Origin of the sequence: Neisseria sp. 19428wB4_WF04 (genome assembly GCF_015235335.1) — a bacterium.
GTDB classification, from domain to species: domain Bacteria; phylum Pseudomonadota; class Gammaproteobacteria; order Burkholderiales; family Neisseriaceae; genus Neisseria; species Neisseria musculi.
The window spans coordinates 1-15,965 of record NZ_JADGLG010000054.1; the positions used below are offsets into that span (position 1 = coordinate 1).

Here is a 15,965-nt window from a genome sequence, read left to right on the forward strand (position 1 = left end):
TGCATAACATCCAGGTTGGGCTCCGCTGTGTGATAAAGCGGAGCAGTTTATAACAAACGGAGAGTGGCTCAATTTTGGAGCACAACTCCCCGTTTCCCTGGCTCAGTTTTGCACGATATTTAACAAGCCAGCAGGAATCATAAAAACGCCCGCCCGTATGTTTGGCTTTTTCGGTAATGCCGAAGCCGAAAATACCGCTAAGTTCCATAGACGCACGGACAATATATTCATCATCGGAAACGAGCGGGTAACCGGCGAGCAGCGACAAAGTATCTTCGTGGATTGAAAAACTGATTTGGTCGATAAAGGCAGAATCTGCCTTACCGCGTCTTAACGGAATCTCCAGCAGACGGCCTTTGGAATCGGTCAGAAAGTGGGTGTATTTTTCAAACGCTTCCTGCTCCGCGCTTACGGCCGCTGCCGTTTCTGCTCCCCCCCTGTTAGATAAGGGGGCGCCATACCGGCGCATGAAGCCGCCTTTGGCGCGTCGGCAAAGCCGCCGCCACCAAATACGGCTTCACGCGCTTTTTTTGCTTTGTCTTGGCTAATCATTCGGCAGACTCCCTATCCATGATTTGGCGCACGGCCAAACGCCCGTATTCGCAAGCCTGATTGACGGTTTTGACACGGTTCAGAGGATTGCAGACAGGAAAACAGACCGTGCGGCTCAGATTGTCGTCTCTGAAAATGCGGACAATGTAGGACTTGGGAAAAAGTTCGGGTTCGGGTGTTACGGTGTAGTAGGCTGATGACATTTGAGACCTCTTTTAAAAGTCGGTTATTCTGTTTTGTCAAGGGGTATAATGTAAAAATACACCCCTTTTCTTGGGGTGCAATATATAAGGCCGTCTGAAAAGTTTCCTTATGGGAAAATATTTTCAGACGGCCTTTATTCTGTTTGTTTCGTTGCTTTAACGGGTATGAAAAATGCTATGCGGCGCGGGGCAATTTGTGAAATGCGGGGGGCAAATCTTCTTCGTTTTTAAATTCTACCCATTCGTAGTTAGCCGGGTCGGTCAAAACGGTACGCAGCAGGGCGTTGTTGATGGCGTGGCCTGATTTGTAGCCTTCAAATGCGCCGACAATCGGGTGGCCTAAAATATACAAATCGCCTACGGCATCAAGAATTTTATGGCGCACAAATTCATCGGGATAGCGCAGCCCTTCGGGGTTGAGCACATCGGTATCGTCGATTACGATGGCGTTGGAAAGGTTGCCGCCCAGGCCGAGATTGTGCGAGCGCATCAGCTCTACTTCCTGCATAAAGCCGAACGTGCGCGCGCGGGCGATTTCGTCTATATAGGATTTGCCGGCAAAGTCGATTTCAAAGGTGGGGCTGCTGCGGTTGAACACAGGGTGGTCGAATTCGATGGTGAGCGTTATTTTGAAACCGTTATAGGGCGTGAAGCGCACCCATTTTCCGGTTTCTTTCACTTCTACCGGTTTTAAAATTTTCAAGAAGCGTTTCTGCGCTTTTTGATCGATGATGCCCGCATCTTGCAGCAGATAGATAAAAGGCAGGCTGGAGCCGTCCATAATCGGAATTTCAGGCGCATTCAACTCGATGAGCGCATTATCGATGCCGTAAGCCGCCAATGCCGACATAATATGCTCGATGGTGCCTACGCGCACGCCCGAATCGGTTACCACGGTGGAGGATAAACGGGTGTCGTTAATCAGATAAGGGGTGAGCGCGATTATTTCGCCCTGTTTGCCGCCCAAATCGGTGCGGCGGAATGAAATACCGCTGTTTTCAGATGCGGGGTGGAGTGTGAGCGCCACGCGTTCGCCGGAATGCAGGCCGACTCCGGTTACGCTGATGGGTCTCGCCAGTGTTCTTTGCAGCATAATTTGCCTTTCACAAAATACGACCGGAAAAGATGTTTTTGATAATACAATAGATTTCATGATTCCGATACAGCACGGCAAGCCATAGGTTGTACAGCAGTATGAAGCCGGTTCGGCAGCCGCTTTGGCAGCTTGCCAAATTGTTTGCTTCAAGCAGGGGCGGGCTGTCTGTAGCGAAAATGAACTGAATCCACTATACGGTAAAACGGAGCTGCCGGCATAATATTTTTAATAGTATTTACTTATCGTTATCTTGTATCAGGCCGTCTGAAAAATGCGGGTGTCTGATTGTTTATCTACAGCTTGAAAGATTATTTCAGCTTAATTCTCATTTATTTTGGATTGATACCGCTTTTATCGACAACATTCAATAAATAATATCTTGCAATAAATAATATCTTGATGTTTTCAAGCATAAAATCATTACCCGCAACAAGGAATATTTTCTTTAAATCATATTTTGATATTTTAAATCAAAATATTAAAATTTTCAGACGGCCTTTATCCCCTTTATCCGATGCTTACTTAATTTAAATCAGATTTTTGCGGCTTTATCAAAGTAGTGCTAGGTAGTAATTTTATTTCATGGTAAAAAGCAGCAAATCAAACAATCAACCCAAACTATTTGTTTTAAGGAGCAAATCGAAATGAGCATTAAAGTTGCGATTAACGGCTTCGGCCGCATCGGCCGCTTGGCTTTGCGTCAAATCATCAAAACCGAAGGCATCGAAGTGGTGGCGGTAAACGACTTAACGCCGGCCGATATGCTGCTGCACCTGTTTAAATACGACAGCACCCAAGGCCGCTTTGAGGGCGTTGCCGAGCTGAAAGACGGCGCTATTTCCGTAAACGGAAAAGAAATCAAAGTGTTTGCCAACCCCAACCCCGAAGAGCTGCCGTGGGGTGAGCTGGGTGTGGATGTGGTGCTGGAATGCACGGGCTTTTTCACCAAAAAAGACAAAGCCGAAGCCCATATCCGCGCCGGTGCCAAAAAAGTGGTGATTTCCGCACCCGGCGGCAATGATGTGAAAACTGTGGTTTACGGCGTGAACCAAGAAATTCTCGATGGCAGCGAAACCGTGATTTCTGCCGCTTCGTGCACCACCAACTGCCTGGCGCCGATGGCCGCCGTGCTGCAGAAACAGTTTGGCGTGGTTGAAGGCCTGATGACCACCATTCATGCCTACACCGGCGACCAAAACACACTGGATGCGCCGCACCGCAAAGGCGATTTCCGCCGCGCCCGCGCCGCTGCCATTAATATTGTGCCCAACAGCACCGGTGCCGCCAAAGCCATCGGCTTGGTGATCCCCGAGCTGAACGGTAAACTCGATGGTTCTGCCCAGCGCGTGCCTGTGGCCACGGGTTCGCTCACCGAGCTGGTTACCGTGCTTGAAAAAACCGTTACTGTTGAAGAGATTAACGCCGCCATGAAAGCTGCCCAAAGCGAGTCTTACGGCTACACTGAAGACCAAATCGTGTCTTCCGATGTGATCGGTTTGGAAGCGGGCTCGCTGTTTGATGCCACCCAAACCCGGGTGATGACCGTGGGCGGCAAACAGTTGGTGAAAACCGTGGCTTGGTACGACAATGAAATGTCGTACACCTGCCAGTTGGTGCGCACTTTGGAATATTTCGCCAAGCTGATTAAGTAATTTTCCTACTTAATTAACCGGCTGTTTACGCTTCACAATCACTCAATCAAAATAAAGCAGGCCGTCTGAAATATTTCAGACGGCCTTTTGTTGGGCCGCATTTATAGGCAAGCAGGTTTTTTTAATTTGGGATTTTTTCAAAAATAATTTCAAGCCGTCTAAAAATATCTCTGGGGCCTTTGCAACATTCAAAAACACCACAGGAAGTTTGTTTGCCGCTATCAACTTCGCAAGCCTGCTGTGCTGCCCCCGCGCCGGCGGTAATCCGAGCGTTCGGGCATTCGGGTATTTATTTGATAATATTTCAATATTTTTATCAGAATTTCCGCCTGAGTGAGAATATGAGTGGGAATAATGGTATGGAAGCCTTTCAGACGGCCTAAATTTGTTTTGCAGACGGCCTAAATTTGTTTTGCAAAGGCTTTTTAATCGTGTATCTATTTTATTTTCGATACAAGACATCAAGCTGCCGGCAATATGGAACCAGTTTCATACCGCTTAAGCGGTTTGCAAAACCGTTTTCTTTGGGTCGGGGTTTGGCCGCGCCGTAATGGAAATGCGGAGCGGATTCACCATAACTGCCGCCGTGCCCGGTTTAAACCCGGTGACGGCGGTAAACAAGTTTTTTGAATTTTGCAGGGCTTTCGACCTCTGCGCCCATTATCCGATTCTTTTAAACGGCGGCAGACAGGCGAGCATTTGGCGGCCGTAGTTTTGGGTTTTGACGCGGTTGTCGAGTATGGTTACGCGGCCGTAATCGCTTTCGGTGCGGATGAGGCGGCCGACTGCCTGCACCAGTTTGATGCTGGCTTCGGGCACGGTGATTTCGATAAAAGGGTTGCCGCCGCGTTGCTCTATCCAGCGGTTTTGGGTTTTTTCAACGGGATTGTCGGGCATGGAAAACGGCAGTTTGGCGATAATCACCTGCACGCAGGCCAACCCGGGCAAATCCAGCCCCTCGGCGAAGCTGTCCAGCCCGAAAATAATGCTGGCGCGGCCTTCGCTAACGGCCTGATGGTGTTTTTGCAGCAACGTTGCTTTGGGCAGCTCGCCCTGCACCAGCAACAGCGGCAGATAGACTTCGGGCAGGCGCAGAGCCACTTCCTGCATTTGTTTGCGTGAAGAAAACAGCACCAGTGTGCCGATGCCTTCTTCAGTGCAAATCAGTTTGGGCAGCCATTCGACAATGGCAGCGGTGTGGGCGGCGGGGTCTTTGGGGCTGGCGTGCACGGGCGGGAGATACAGCTCGCCCTGTGCATCGAAATCAAACGGGCTTTGCAGGGCGAGCGTGGTGGTTTCGGGCAGCCATTGCAGGCCGGTTTGGCGCAAAATCAGGTTGAAACTGCCCAGCGATTGCAGGGTGGCAGAGGTGAGCACAGCGCCGGCAGCGCGCCGCCACAGGTTGTTGGCCAGATGGGAGGCGCTGCTGATGGGGCTGGCATGAAAGATGTAGTCGTTTTTGTCGTCAAGGCGGCGGGTAATCCATTTGGCCAACGGCTCCTCGCCTTCAGGGGGTACGGTAGCGAGCAAATCCCAAGCAGCGGTGATTTGCTCGATGCGGGCGCGGAATACGCCGAATTCGGTGCTGAGACGGTCGATTTGGGAGCTGTTTTGGTCTTTGTCGCGGCGGGCGGCGGCCAATGCATCGTTGAGACCGTTGGCGTGTTTGTAGAGGCTGCGGGCGGCAACGGCGGTGTTGGATACGGTGAGTTCCAGCGCTTCGGGAATTTTTCCGTCCTGCCACAGCCACACCGATTCATTGTTTTCAGACGGCCTCAATTCGGGCTCTTCGGAAAGATGAAACTGCCATTCGTGCAGGCTTTCGAGCAGGGCGGCGGCGGCTTCGTCCGCCAAGTTTGCCAGCTCGGCCTTGTCGGTGAGCGCGGCGATTTTGCCGGTAACGGCGGGGAGTTTTTCCAGCGCCCACACGGCCTGGTTCCATGAGTGTTCGGCAGCAAACTGGCTGAGGGCTTTTTTGGGCAGGTGGTGGGCTTCATCGATGCAGTAAAAGCTGTTTTCGGGCGCAGGCAGAATCACGCCGCCGCCCATGCCGATATCGACCATCAGCAAATCGTGGTTGGCCACCACCACATCGACATTTTCGAGCGTGTCGCGCGCGAGGTAAAACGGGCATTCCGGGCGGTTGGGGCAGGCGGCTTTGAGGCAGCCGTAATTGTCGTTATTCACCTTCATCCACACCGCATCGTCGATTTTTTCCGGCCAGGTATCGCGGTCGCCGTTGAAGCGGCGGGCGGCAAATTCATCGGCCATACCGCGCAAGAGCTTTAATTCTTCGGGCTTGGGCTTGCTGTCCCACAACACGGCGGGCGTTTCAAACCCGAGCAGGTTTTGCTGGGCATTGCTTTGGGTGAGCTGGTAGAGTTTGTAGGGGCAGAGATAGCGGCCGCGCCCTTTGACGAGCGCGAAAGTCAGCTCTAGACCGCTTTGGGCCACTAAAAACGGCAAATCGCGGTTAACCAGCTGCTCCTGCAAGGCCACCGTGGCACTCGACACAATCAGCCGCTTGCCGCGCGTTTGCGCCATGATGCCGCCCGCCAGCAGATAGGCTAGGCTTTTGCCCACACCGGTGGGGCCTTCCACCACCACAATGCTTTCTCCCTCGCGCTTGGGTGCTTCTTCGCCTTCGGCACGGGTTTGCGTGCGCGAAAAGGCGTTGGCAACGGCCGCAATCATTTCCCGCTGAGCTGCCCGCGGGCGGAACTGCGGCAGGTTTTGCGAAATGGCGCGGTAGTGGTCGCGGATGGCGTTTTTTTCTAAATCAGTGAGCATAAGGCCGTTTGGGCAAGGCAGGTTAGGCGGGAAAGCATTATTTTATCATTGATCTGTGTAAAGGCCGTCTGAAACACAAAGGCCGTCTGAAACGTTTCAGACGACCTTTGCCGATGGTTTGAAAATTGGTGGTTACGGTTTGTTTTGGGCTGCCAGCCAACCGGCAATGTCTTTGCCCAGTACGTTGGCGGTGCGGTAAAGCACGGAACACGAGCTTTTGAAGCCGCCGAACATTCCGCCCGTGGAATTGCGGCTCATGGTAGTTTTGTGAACTGCTTTTCCATTTTGAAACAGTTCGTTATATACCGACAAACCTTTGGCATGGCCGATAAAGGCATTGCCTGAGCTCATGGCCGCGTCGATGGTGATTTTTGCATAACGGCCATATTTTTCAGGCTCGGTAGAGCGCACAACGGTAACTCCTTGCGCTGCTGCATGTTTCACAATGGATTCAGACATAACCGTGCCGATTTTCGTGCATTCGGATGTTATCCGATGATCGATGCGGCTTTCATCCTGATAAGGAATCTGCTCGGCAATATAAATTTCGGCGGCAGAAGCCGAAGACAAGGCGGCAAAGGCAGCCAGAAAAAAAGCACTCTTATGCATAGTGGTTCCCTCAAAAACTAAAAACGGTTTAATGATTATAGAGTTATTTTATATAAACGTCAGTCATCCGGGCCGTCTGAAAAGGTTTTTCAGACGGCCCGGATTATCCTGTAAAATAAATCTTTATTTCTATCTGCCCGATTTTATGCCCGACACCGCCCAAATCACCGCAAGCTACGGCCGCCGTTTTATCGTGCGCACGCCGTCCGGTGCCGTTTTCGATGCCACCACCCGCAAAAAACGGGTGGATTTTGCCTGCGGCGACTGGGTGCATATCACACCCGTCAACAGCAGTCAGGCAGTTATCGAAAACTATCTGCCGCGCAAAAGCCTGCTCTACCGGCAGGATGCCCGGAAAGCCAAGCTGATTGCCGCCAATGTGGATAAGCTGTTTATCGTAACCGCCGCTGTGCCTGCACCCAACGAACTGCTGTTGCAACGGGCACTGCTGGCCGCAGAGGCAGAGGGAATCGGTGCAGCGGTGGTAGCAAATAAAGCCGACCTGCCCGAAACAGCGGCTTGGCGGGAAAAATTAAATTTTTACGAATCATTGGGTTATCCCGTTGTCGAAACCTGCGCACTCGATAACGCCGACAACCTGCGGCCGCTGATGCAGGGGCATACCAATATTTTTTTAGGGCAGAGCGGCATGGGAAAATCCACGCTCACCAATGCGCTTTTGGGCAGCGATGCCGCACGCGTGGGAGAAATTTCCACCGCGCTCGATTCGGGCAAGCACACCACCACCCACGCACAATTATATGATTTAAATGAAGAAACCAAACTAATCGACTCGCCCGGCCTGCAAGAATTCGGCCTGTACCATTTGCAGGCAGCGCAATTGCTACACTATTTTCCCGACCTGCGCCATCTGGCGGGGAAGTGCCGCTTCCACAATTGCAGCCACCGCGCCGAACCGGGCTGCGCAGTAAAAACCGCCGCCGGAACAGGGAAAATCCGCGAATCCAGGTTAGTGTTTTTGCAGCAGATTACTAGTGAGCTTTTACGTTAGGACTTGCCGGGTATATTCGAATAAAAAACTAAAGGCCTTCTGGAAAAGAAAAGGGGTTGAAGTAGCTTACCCTAAATACCACACCAATCCCGCAAGATTTTCAACTGCTCACTTGGTGTGCCAAAGTTAAAACGAAACCCGCATTCTTTCAAGAATAGGGAAAAAGACTTTCAGTCGATTCCGTTGTATTTGCGCAGCACACGCTTGGCCTGATTCCAAAAATTCCCGATGCCGTTGATGTGGTTTTGCCTCTGAGCAAATGTCTTGCCGTGGTTAATCCTATGGTGGTGAAAACCGCCGACATCCGGGACATCATCGCTGCTTAAACTGTCGGTATACACCACACTGTCCGGCATGATTTTCTTCGCAATAACAGGCAACAAACTCTCTTTTTTGGCGTTATCTACGACCACGGTATAAACCTTGCCGCCATGTTTGAGGATACCGAAAACCACCACTTTGCCTGCGGCTCCTGTGCCGCGTTTTCCTTTGCGTTTACCGCCGGAGCAGCACTCATCTGACTCTACGGAACCTTCAAAAACCTGATCGGCCTCCAAGGCCGAATGATGGCTGATGACGAGGCGGATTTTGCGGTAAAAGAGTATGGCGGTGTTGGGCCGGATACCCAAGACATCGGCAGCCTAACGGCGGTAACTTCCGGCACAAAATATCCGAGTAGTGTCTTCTGTGCTTTTTTGCTTAATTTACAGTTTGTTATCTTCATTTTAGCAGCCTGTCATGATTGCTAATCTACGTCAGCCCCAAAGAAAATAGCACCTTTTAAGGTTAAACACTTCCTCCAACTTTAAAAGGTGCTGTTTTCTTATGTCCAAATATACACTCAACTTCAAATACCAAGCCGCACCCTATTATCACCAAGTGCACAGCCAACAGCGCACCAAATGGTACTTCAACGTCTCACGCACACATCTACGCCGTTGGATAGCCGCTTATCGGCAAGGCGGTATCGCCGTACTTCAACACCTACAGGCTGCCTCTATGAAGACTAAATGCAAAAACCCGTTTATCACCGATAAACCCGAGCACAACTGATTGAAGAGTTGGAGGGAGTACATGAGGGTGCAGAACGACTACTTAAAACACATGAAAGTCCTCAACGAAAAGGAGGGTACGCCGCCAAAGCTGACAAACCGTTTAAACAAGGCAATTGTTGGGACAATGCGCCGATGGAGGGTTTCACACTGAAACATGAACGGATTAGTTTAAACTTAAAAAAAGTCGGGTTCTGTAGTCGACAGAGCCCGGCTTGAAAAGGCTGTTTGAGAAAGATTCTTAACTTGTCTAAGTATTGGGGGATAGTTCACAGCTTTCAAACAGCCATAAAACAGTTTGTTATGTTATTTCGCTGTTTTCAGGTTCAGGTGGTAAACCGCCAAACCCAACACGAGCCCCCAAAATGCGCTGCTTATGCCCCAAAGCGTCATGCCTGATGCGGAAGCCAGCAGCGTAACCAGTGCCGCTTCGCGCGAGTGTTCGCATTGCCAGGCGGCAGCGAGGTTGGCTTGCAGCGTGCCGAACACGGCAATGCCGGCCAACGATGCTGTCAATTCGGCGGGCAGGGCGGCAAACATGGCTACGGTAATGCCGCCCGCAGCGGCGGCCAACAGGTAAACCACTCCCAGCAATAAGGTGGCCAAATAGCGCCGTTCGGGGTTTTTATCCACATCGCTGCCCATGCAAATGGCGGAGCTGATGGCTGCCAGGTTCACCATAAACGCACCGAACGGCGCGGCCAGCAAGGTGGCGGCCGCGCTGCTTTCCACCAGCGGCCGGGCGGGAGTTTGGTAACCGTAGCCCCGTAAAACGGCCATACCGGGCACGTTTTGTGTGGCCAGTGATGCGATAAACAGCGGTACGGCCACGCTGACGGTGTGCCCGAAATGCAGCCCGGGGCCGACCCATTCCAACACAGGGTTGCGCCAAACCAGCAGCGTTTGGTCGATAAGCCCCGACCACGCTGCATAGCCGACCCCCGCCGCCAGCATCAGCAAAATGCTGTAACGCGCGAGGCGGATTTTGGTTAGGAAAAACACTGCCAGCATAACCCCCACCAGAGCTGTTTGGCTGCTCATGGCGGCAAACACGCGGCTGCCGAAATGAATCAATATGCCTGCCAGCATGGCTGCTGCCAGCTGGGCGGGAATCATGCGCACCAAGCGGTCAAACCAGCCCAATGCCGACACCAGCCACATTGCGGCGGCTGCCGCCATAAATCCCGTTACCGCATCATTCAGCCCGATGCCGCCCAACCCTGCCAACACCGCTGCGCCGGGCGTACACCAGGCAATCATCACCGGCGCTTTGTAGCGCAGGCTCAAGCCCAAAGTCAGCACACCGCATACCAGCGGGAGCGCGGTAAACCACGATACGGTTTGTGAAGGTGATGCACCGAATGCCAGGGCAGCCTGATAAATAATGACCGCGCTGCTGCCGTAAGACACCAAAAATGCAGCAACAGCGGCGGAAAAATGAGAAGCAGAAAAATCGGTAAGCTTGGGCATAAGTTGGGCGGCGGTTGTCGGAAGAAACACGGTTATAGGGCAAACCCGCTTTATTTCCGGCGCAGCCCTGCCGCGCTCCGTCCCAAAGAAAACGGTTGGGCGCGGCAACAAAACCGGTTGCGTGCTATCTGCAACAGCTGCGGCCTGCTGTTTTGTGCCGGAAATAAAGCAAATCCACTATAACACAGGCACTGCTGCGCCGGCGGGCGGGAAGCGGAATTTGGCGGATTGGTGCCGGTGTTTTCAAGCATCACAACCATGCCTGCCCCATCATGCAACCCCGGCATTGCCCACCCTTTCCGTTTGTTGCCGGGATACCCGTTTGTGGATTTTTTGGGCTGCTAAAAATGCGTAAGGCACGGCAACGCCGTGCGGTTTTCGGACATAACCAACATCACGGGATGCTCTTCTCCCGAAGAAATAAAAGCTGCCCGGATAAAAGCAGCCACATCCCGGCCGCTTCCTACATCTGGAATCTCTGCAACATTCCAAACACCAACCCGCTGCGGTGCCGCAAAAACCGGCAAGCCGTTGGAAACAGCCGTTTGAAAATATTTTCAGACGGCCTGTCGCATCGGCAACATTCCAAACATTAAGAAACGTTACCGGCTCTGCAAGCCCGCTGCGCCGCCCCGCGCAGGCGGAAATTGGAGCATTTGTTTGACCGAAACGTTAAATTTTTCCACCGGAGTTGCCGCCTGTGGTGCACAAATAACGGTATTTCAGCCTTTCAGACGGCCTTCAGGCCTTTTTGCAGAGGGTTCGGCCTAAGTGAGGGTTATGTCCGGGCTTTCAGACGGCCGCTACACGCAGCCCCCGAGAAACCATTGGAAATTTCAAACAGCAGCATTGCGCTTGTTTGATAAGGTTATGAAAAACAGCCTGTTATCCGTTATAATGCGCAGCTTTTCCACACCGTTTCCATTATAAGGATATTCGTTATTTATGGCTTCACACCCGCACACACAGCTTCCCCTGTGGTCGCTCGCCCTGCCCGTTTTGGCTTGGGGCCTTTACTTTATCGGCATTAAAGACAGCGGCTGGCTGCAAATCGCCGGCGGCATTTTGCTTATCGGCAGCGTACTCTCGGCTGTGCATCATGCTGAAGTGGTGGCACACAAAGTCGGCGAGCCGTTCGGCACCATTATTCTGGCACTGGCGATTACCGTTATCGAAGTAGCATTGATTGTTTCATTGATGGTTGCGGGCGGCGACAATGCCGCCTATTTGGCGCGCGACACAGTTTTCGCTGCCATTATGCTGATTTTAAACGGTATTTTGGGAGGGTGTCTGCTGATTGGCGGCTTAAAGCACCGCGAACAGTTTTTCGGCCAAAAATCGGCCACCACCGCGCTGGTAACCCTGGTGGCCATTCTCACGCTCACGTTAGTGCTGCCCAACTTCACCACCAGCACTGAGGGCCCCACCTACAACGCCGCCCAACTTGTGTTTGTGGCCGTTGCATCGCTGGTGTTGTACAGCTCGTTTATCATGGTGCAAACCATACGCCACCGTGATTATTTTCTTGCCGATGACGATGACCAAAGCCACCATGCCGACCCTCCCTCAATGAAAGTCGCCTTAACCAGCCTGATTTTCTTGATTATCTGCCTGGGCATTGTGGTGTTGCTGGCCAAAGCACTCTCCCCTGCGGTGGAAGGCATTGTGGCCGATTTGGGCGCGCCCAAAGCATTGGTGGGCGTGATTATTGCTGCCGTGGTACTGTTGCCCGAAGGCTTGGCCGCACTCAAAGCCGCCCGCCGCAACCGCCTGCAAACCAGCATCAATCTGGCTTTAGGCTCGGCACTGGCCAGCATCGGCCTCACCATTCCCGCCGTAGTAATCGTGTGCCTGCTATTTGATATCAACATGGTTTTAGGCCTGGATCTAAAAGCCATGGTATTGTTGGCACTTTCAATTTTCACCGTCATGCTTTCACTCAACCACGGCCGCACCAATATGCTCTACGGCGTGGTGTTGCTGGTGGGCATGGCTGCGTATGTGTTTACCGTGATTGTGCCGTAACTCCCCCTCCTTCTTGCTTTGGGTAAACACAAAGGCCGTCTGAAATATTTTCAGACGGCTTTTTTTAATCAAACCGGAACCTTAAGGGCGGTATTCGGGCATGATGCCGTTGGGGAGAAGCTGCCACACATAGCCTTTGTGTTTCTGTTTGCCCGCCACTGCGCCGGCTTCATCGCCGTAGCCCCAGAAATAATCCACCCGCACTGCGCCTTTGATTGCGCTGCCGGTATCCTGCGCCATAATCAGGCGGTTGAGGGCGTAGTTGCTGTCGGGGTGGGTGGTGGCCACAAACAGCGGTGCGCCCAACGTGATGTAATGGCGGTCTACAGCACCGGCATACTGGCCCATTAGCGGGGTACCGAGTGCGCCGACCGGGCCATCGTCATTGCCCGGCAGCGGGCGGAAAAACACATAGCTGGGGTTTTGCCCCAACACTTCGGCCAGCCGCTGCGGGTTGCGGCGCATATATTCTTTGATGCCCTGCATCGTGGTTTGCGCCAGCGGCAGATAGCCTTTGTCGGCCATGTAGCGGCCTATCGAAACATAGGGATGTTCGTTTTTATCGGCAAAGCCCACGCGGATATGGTTGCCCGCAGGGGTTTTCAGACGGCCGGAACCTTGAATGTGCAGAAAAAACAGCTCCACCGGGTCTTCGGCATAGCCCAGTATCGGCGCTTTGCCGTCAAGCGCACCGCCGTTAATCTGGGCGCGGGTGTAATAAGGCACAAAGCGGTTGCCGGAAAAACGGCCTTTCAATGCCCGGCTGCGCGCGGTAAGCGGAAATTGTGAAAGGTTGGCCGAATAAGGGCCGGCGGCATCGATTACACCTTTGTTGGGGCCGGTTTGGCGGATACGCACGGTGGCTTTGCTGTTGCGCAGCGAAGCGGGCAGATCAACCGAAATAAAATCATTGGGAATGCCGTAGATGGGAAAGCGCGCGTTGCGGGTGTTGTTCGAATCGCCCAAAAGCACGGGTTCATAATAGCCGGTTACGGTGCCGGCAAGGCTGCCGTTGCCGCTCACCTGCCAGGGGGTGAAATACTGCTCGAAAAAAGCTTTGGCTTCGGCGTTTTTATAGGGCGTTTGCGCAGCTTGGGCGCACACGTTTCGCCAATTGGGCTGTGCTTGCAGTTTTTCGCAACCGAGACGGAACGAACGCAGGCTGTCGGCAAAGTTTTGTTCGTTCCATTGCGGCATGGTGTTGTGGGATACGGCTTTGTAGCTGGCACCGCCGCCGGGAGAATGCACGAAGCCCTCCGGAGCGGGTGTGCCGGCGGGCAGCGGTTCGCCCTGTATTACCGGCGGCGCGGGCGGTTGCTGCACGGGGGGAACAGCGATGCCGGGCTTGGTTTTTTTGGTGCCGCAGGCGGCTAAAACAGCAGCGGTAATGCCCAACAAGGCGATACGGTAAAAATTTTTACGGTTCATAGTGTTGTGTGATAAGGCCGTCTGAAACGGGGGTTTCGGACGGCATAGTTTTAAAAGTTTGAAATAAGGCAGACAAGTTTTGCAGCTGCGCGGTTCCCCGTTTGGTCGGTTTTAAGCCGGCCTGAAACAGAAATGGGGGCATTCTAACATAGAATCAACGGGCTAAATCCGGCCTGCGGCAATCTTTGCATATTGCCGCAGGCCGTCTGAACAGCTTGGGTTGGGTTGCGGATATGGTTTCGATACGGCCCGAGGTATTTCATATGGTATTGACAGGTATTGAGTCTTAACCTGTGTTTTTATTCTGCAGAGCTAAAACGGGATTTTAATCAGCATTTCTTTCGGCCGGTGTTTTTGCTGCCTTTGGTTTTTTTATCGACAGCAGCCAGGCGGGTGGCAACAAATTCAACCATTAAGTCTTTCTTTTCCCAAAAAAATGTTTGCATTTTTTCGAGCGAATAGATTTTGCGTACCATAGCGGGTAGGCCGTTGTGGATAATCGCGGCAACATCGCGGTTAAGCGTTTCATTGTCCATGGCAGTTTTCAAATCGGTGTTTTGGGCATCAAGATAGGCTTGCAGCTCTTTTTTCACACCGCCGTGAATTTCGAATTGCTTAATCATTTGGGTTTCCCTTTCCGTAAATCCAGTGTATTTTATCAAAAATAATGTATTTTTAAACAAATCTTAACTATTAGACTAGTTTTTAAGGCTACAATATGTCGGTTATTTTCCAAAGGCCGTCTAAAATGTATTTGTGGTTCAAACTGCTGCATGTGTTTTTTATTATTTCATGGTTTGCCGGGTTGTTTTACCTGCCGCGTATTTATGTGAACCTTGCCCAAGTTGAAGCGGGCAACCGCAGCGAATATCTGCGCCTGCTAGGCATGGCTGAGCGTTTATTTAAATTTATGACGCCGCTGGGTATCGGAGCGGTGTTGACGGGTTTTGTGATTCCGTTTGCCGCCGGCTGGTGGGGTATGGGATGGGTGCATACCAAAGTAACGTTGGGAGTGGTGCTGTTAGGCTACCACTTCTATTGCTACCGCCTGCTTTTGGATTTTCAAGACAACCGCAACCGTTATTCCCACAAATGGTTCCGCGTATTTAACGAAATCCCCGTGGTAATTATGGTTGCTGCGTTGTATCTGGTGGTGTTCAAACCGTTTTGATTATCCCTTTGAGGCCGTCTGAAAACATGACCATTGAAATCGAACGCCGTTTTCTCTTAAAAAACAATGATTGGCGCGCGCAGGCGGGTGAGCCGGAAACCATGCGCCAGGGTTATCTGAGTGTGGAAAAAGAGTGCACCATACGCGTACGCATCATCGGCAACCGTGCATGGCTCACGTTGAAAGGCTATATTTCAGATGTTGCCCGCAGCGAATTTGAATATGAAATCCCGCTGCCGCACGCTGAAACGATGATGCAGACCATGTGTCTGTTTAAACTCGAAAAGCGGCGTTATAAAATTGATTATCGGGGTTTTGTGTTTGAAATCGATGAATATTTCGGCGACAACGCTCCATTAGTCGTGGCAGAGCTGGAGTTGCCAGACGAAGATGCAGCATTTGCCAAACCGCAATGGTTGGGCAGGGAAATTACATCAGACGGCAAATTTACCAATGCTTATTTAAGCAAACATCCGTATTCTGAATGGGGCAAACCGTAAAGGTTGGCTGTAAACAAGGCCGTCTGAAAGCTGTGAACTATCCCCCAATACTTAGACAAGTTAAGAATCTTTCTCAAACAGCCTTTTCAAGCCGGGCTCTGTCGACTACAGAACCCGACTTTTTTAAGTTTAAACTAATCCGTTCATGTTTCAGTGTGAAACCCTCCATCGGCGCATTGTAAAACCAAGTGAGATAAATATATAGTGGTCTGTGAGATAAATGGGATTAGGCGGGACTGGTTGGGTTGATGTGGGATGGCGGATTTGTAATGCTGTTTCACACAGTGAAATAAAAATGAACGGGCTGATTTGGCCCGTTTTTTGATACTCACAATCCTTTGCTGAGGGATTTTAGGGCGATGTCGAGCAGGGCAGACTCTGCTCCTTTTTGCAGTTGTCCTGCTC

The 15,965-nt window shown here is 51.8% G+C and carries 14 protein-coding genes and 2 pseudogenes; 6 read left to right on the forward strand and 10 right to left on the reverse strand.

Annotation, left to right across the window (positions count from 1 at the left end; translation table 11 throughout):
* The 3 genes and pseudogenes from IR141_RS10225 to lpxC form a co-directional block, all read right to left on the reverse strand.
* Positions 1-469, reverse strand: a pseudogene (locus tag IR141_RS10225) (hypothetical protein); the annotation flags it as partial.
* A 79-nt stretch (positions 470-548) separates the two neighbouring features.
* A complete protein-coding gene (locus IR141_RS10230; RefSeq protein WP_135036838.1) occupies positions 549-755 on the reverse strand; it encodes a hypothetical protein in 207 nt (68 codons plus the stop codon).
* A gap of 175 nt (positions 756-930) precedes the next feature.
* Complete coding sequence (gene lpxC / locus IR141_RS10235) at positions 931-1,848, reverse strand: UDP-3-O-acyl-N-acetylglucosamine deacetylase (RefSeq protein ID WP_135036841.1); 918 nt, start codon at positions 1,846-1,848, stop codon at positions 931-933.
* A gap of 647 nt (positions 1,849-2,495) precedes the next feature.
* On the opposite strand from lpxC, the gene gap reads away from it, so the two are divergent.
* Positions 2,496-3,503, forward strand: coding sequence for a type I glyceraldehyde-3-phosphate dehydrogenase (gap, locus tag IR141_RS10240; RefSeq protein ID WP_135036844.1), 1,008 nt, complete (start codon positions 2,496-2,498; stop codon positions 3,501-3,503).
* A 75-nt stretch (positions 3,504-3,578) separates the two neighbouring features.
* On the opposite strand, the gene IR141_RS10245 is transcribed toward gap, so the two are convergent.
* From IR141_RS10245 to IR141_RS10255, 3 genes are all read right to left on the reverse strand, one after another.
* Positions 3,579-3,965, reverse strand: coding sequence for a hypothetical protein (locus IR141_RS10245; protein WP_135036847.1), 387 nt, complete (start codon positions 3,963-3,965; stop codon positions 3,579-3,581).
* A 198-nt stretch (positions 3,966-4,163) separates the two neighbouring features.
* Positions 4,164-6,293 (reverse strand): ATP-dependent DNA helicase DinG, encoded by a 2,130-nt coding sequence (gene dinG / locus IR141_RS10250; RefSeq protein ID WP_135036850.1) that lies wholly within the window; start codon positions 6,291-6,293, stop codon positions 4,164-4,166.
* A gap of 132 nt (positions 6,294-6,425) precedes the next feature.
* Positions 6,426-6,902, reverse strand: coding sequence for a hypothetical protein (locus IR141_RS10255; RefSeq protein ID WP_135036855.1), 477 nt, complete (start codon positions 6,900-6,902; stop codon positions 6,426-6,428).
* A gap of 145 nt (positions 6,903-7,047) precedes the next feature.
* Between IR141_RS10255 and rsgA the strand changes: the two genes are divergently transcribed.
* Entirely contained in the window at positions 7,048-7,914 is an 867-nt protein-coding gene (rsgA, locus tag IR141_RS10260; RefSeq protein WP_135036858.1) for a ribosome small subunit-dependent GTPase A, read from the forward strand.
* A gap of 71 nt (positions 7,915-7,985) precedes the next feature.
* Here rsgA and IR141_RS10265 read toward each other — a convergent pair.
* Positions 7,986-8,638: pseudogene (locus tag IR141_RS10265) on the reverse strand (IS1595 family transposase).
* 101 nt (positions 8,639-8,739) lie between these two features.
* Between IR141_RS10265 and IR141_RS14225 the strand changes: the two are divergent.
* On the forward strand, positions 8,740-8,967 hold the full coding sequence (locus tag IR141_RS14225; protein WP_135036861.1) for a helix-turn-helix domain-containing protein: 228 nt from the start codon (positions 8,740-8,742) through the stop codon (positions 8,965-8,967).
* A 305-nt stretch (positions 8,968-9,272) separates the two neighbouring features.
* Here IR141_RS14225 and IR141_RS10275 read toward each other — a convergent pair whose 3' ends face one another.
* A complete protein-coding gene (locus IR141_RS10275; protein ID WP_135036864.1) occupies positions 9,273-10,436 on the reverse strand; it encodes a benzoate/H(+) symporter BenE family transporter in 1,164 nt (387 codons plus the stop codon).
* A 945-nt stretch (positions 10,437-11,381) separates the two neighbouring features.
* Between IR141_RS10275 and IR141_RS10280 the strand changes: the two genes are divergently transcribed.
* Complete coding sequence (locus IR141_RS10280) at positions 11,382-12,461, forward strand: calcium:proton antiporter (protein WP_135036867.1); 1,080 nt, start codon at positions 11,382-11,384, stop codon at positions 12,459-12,461.
* Between the two features lie 81 nt (positions 12,462-12,542).
* On the opposite strand, the gene IR141_RS10285 is transcribed toward IR141_RS10280, so the two are convergent.
* Both IR141_RS10285 and IR141_RS10290 read right to left on the reverse strand, forming a co-directional pair.
* Positions 12,543-13,889 carry a murein transglycosylase A gene (locus IR141_RS10285; protein WP_135036870.1) on the reverse strand — a complete coding sequence of 449 codons (1,347 nt, stop codon included), beginning with the start codon at positions 13,887-13,889 and terminating at the stop codon, positions 12,543-12,545.
* 329 nt (positions 13,890-14,218) lie between these two features.
* On the reverse strand, positions 14,219-14,512 hold the full coding sequence (locus tag IR141_RS10290) for a hypothetical protein (protein ID WP_135036873.1): 294 nt from the start codon (positions 14,510-14,512) through the stop codon (positions 14,219-14,221).
* A 125-nt stretch (positions 14,513-14,637) separates the two neighbouring features.
* Between IR141_RS10290 and IR141_RS10295 the strand changes: the two genes are divergently transcribed.
* Entirely contained in the window at positions 14,638-15,060 is a 423-nt protein-coding gene (locus IR141_RS10295) for a CopD family protein (protein ID WP_135036876.1), read from the forward strand.
* Between the two features lie 26 nt (positions 15,061-15,086).
* The gene (locus IR141_RS10300; protein ID WP_135036879.1) at positions 15,087-15,560 is read left to right on the forward strand and encodes a CYTH domain-containing protein; all 474 of its coding nucleotides are present in this window, start codon (positions 15,087-15,089) and stop codon (positions 15,558-15,560) included.
* The last annotated feature ends 405 nt before the right edge of the window (positions 15,561-15,965 follow it).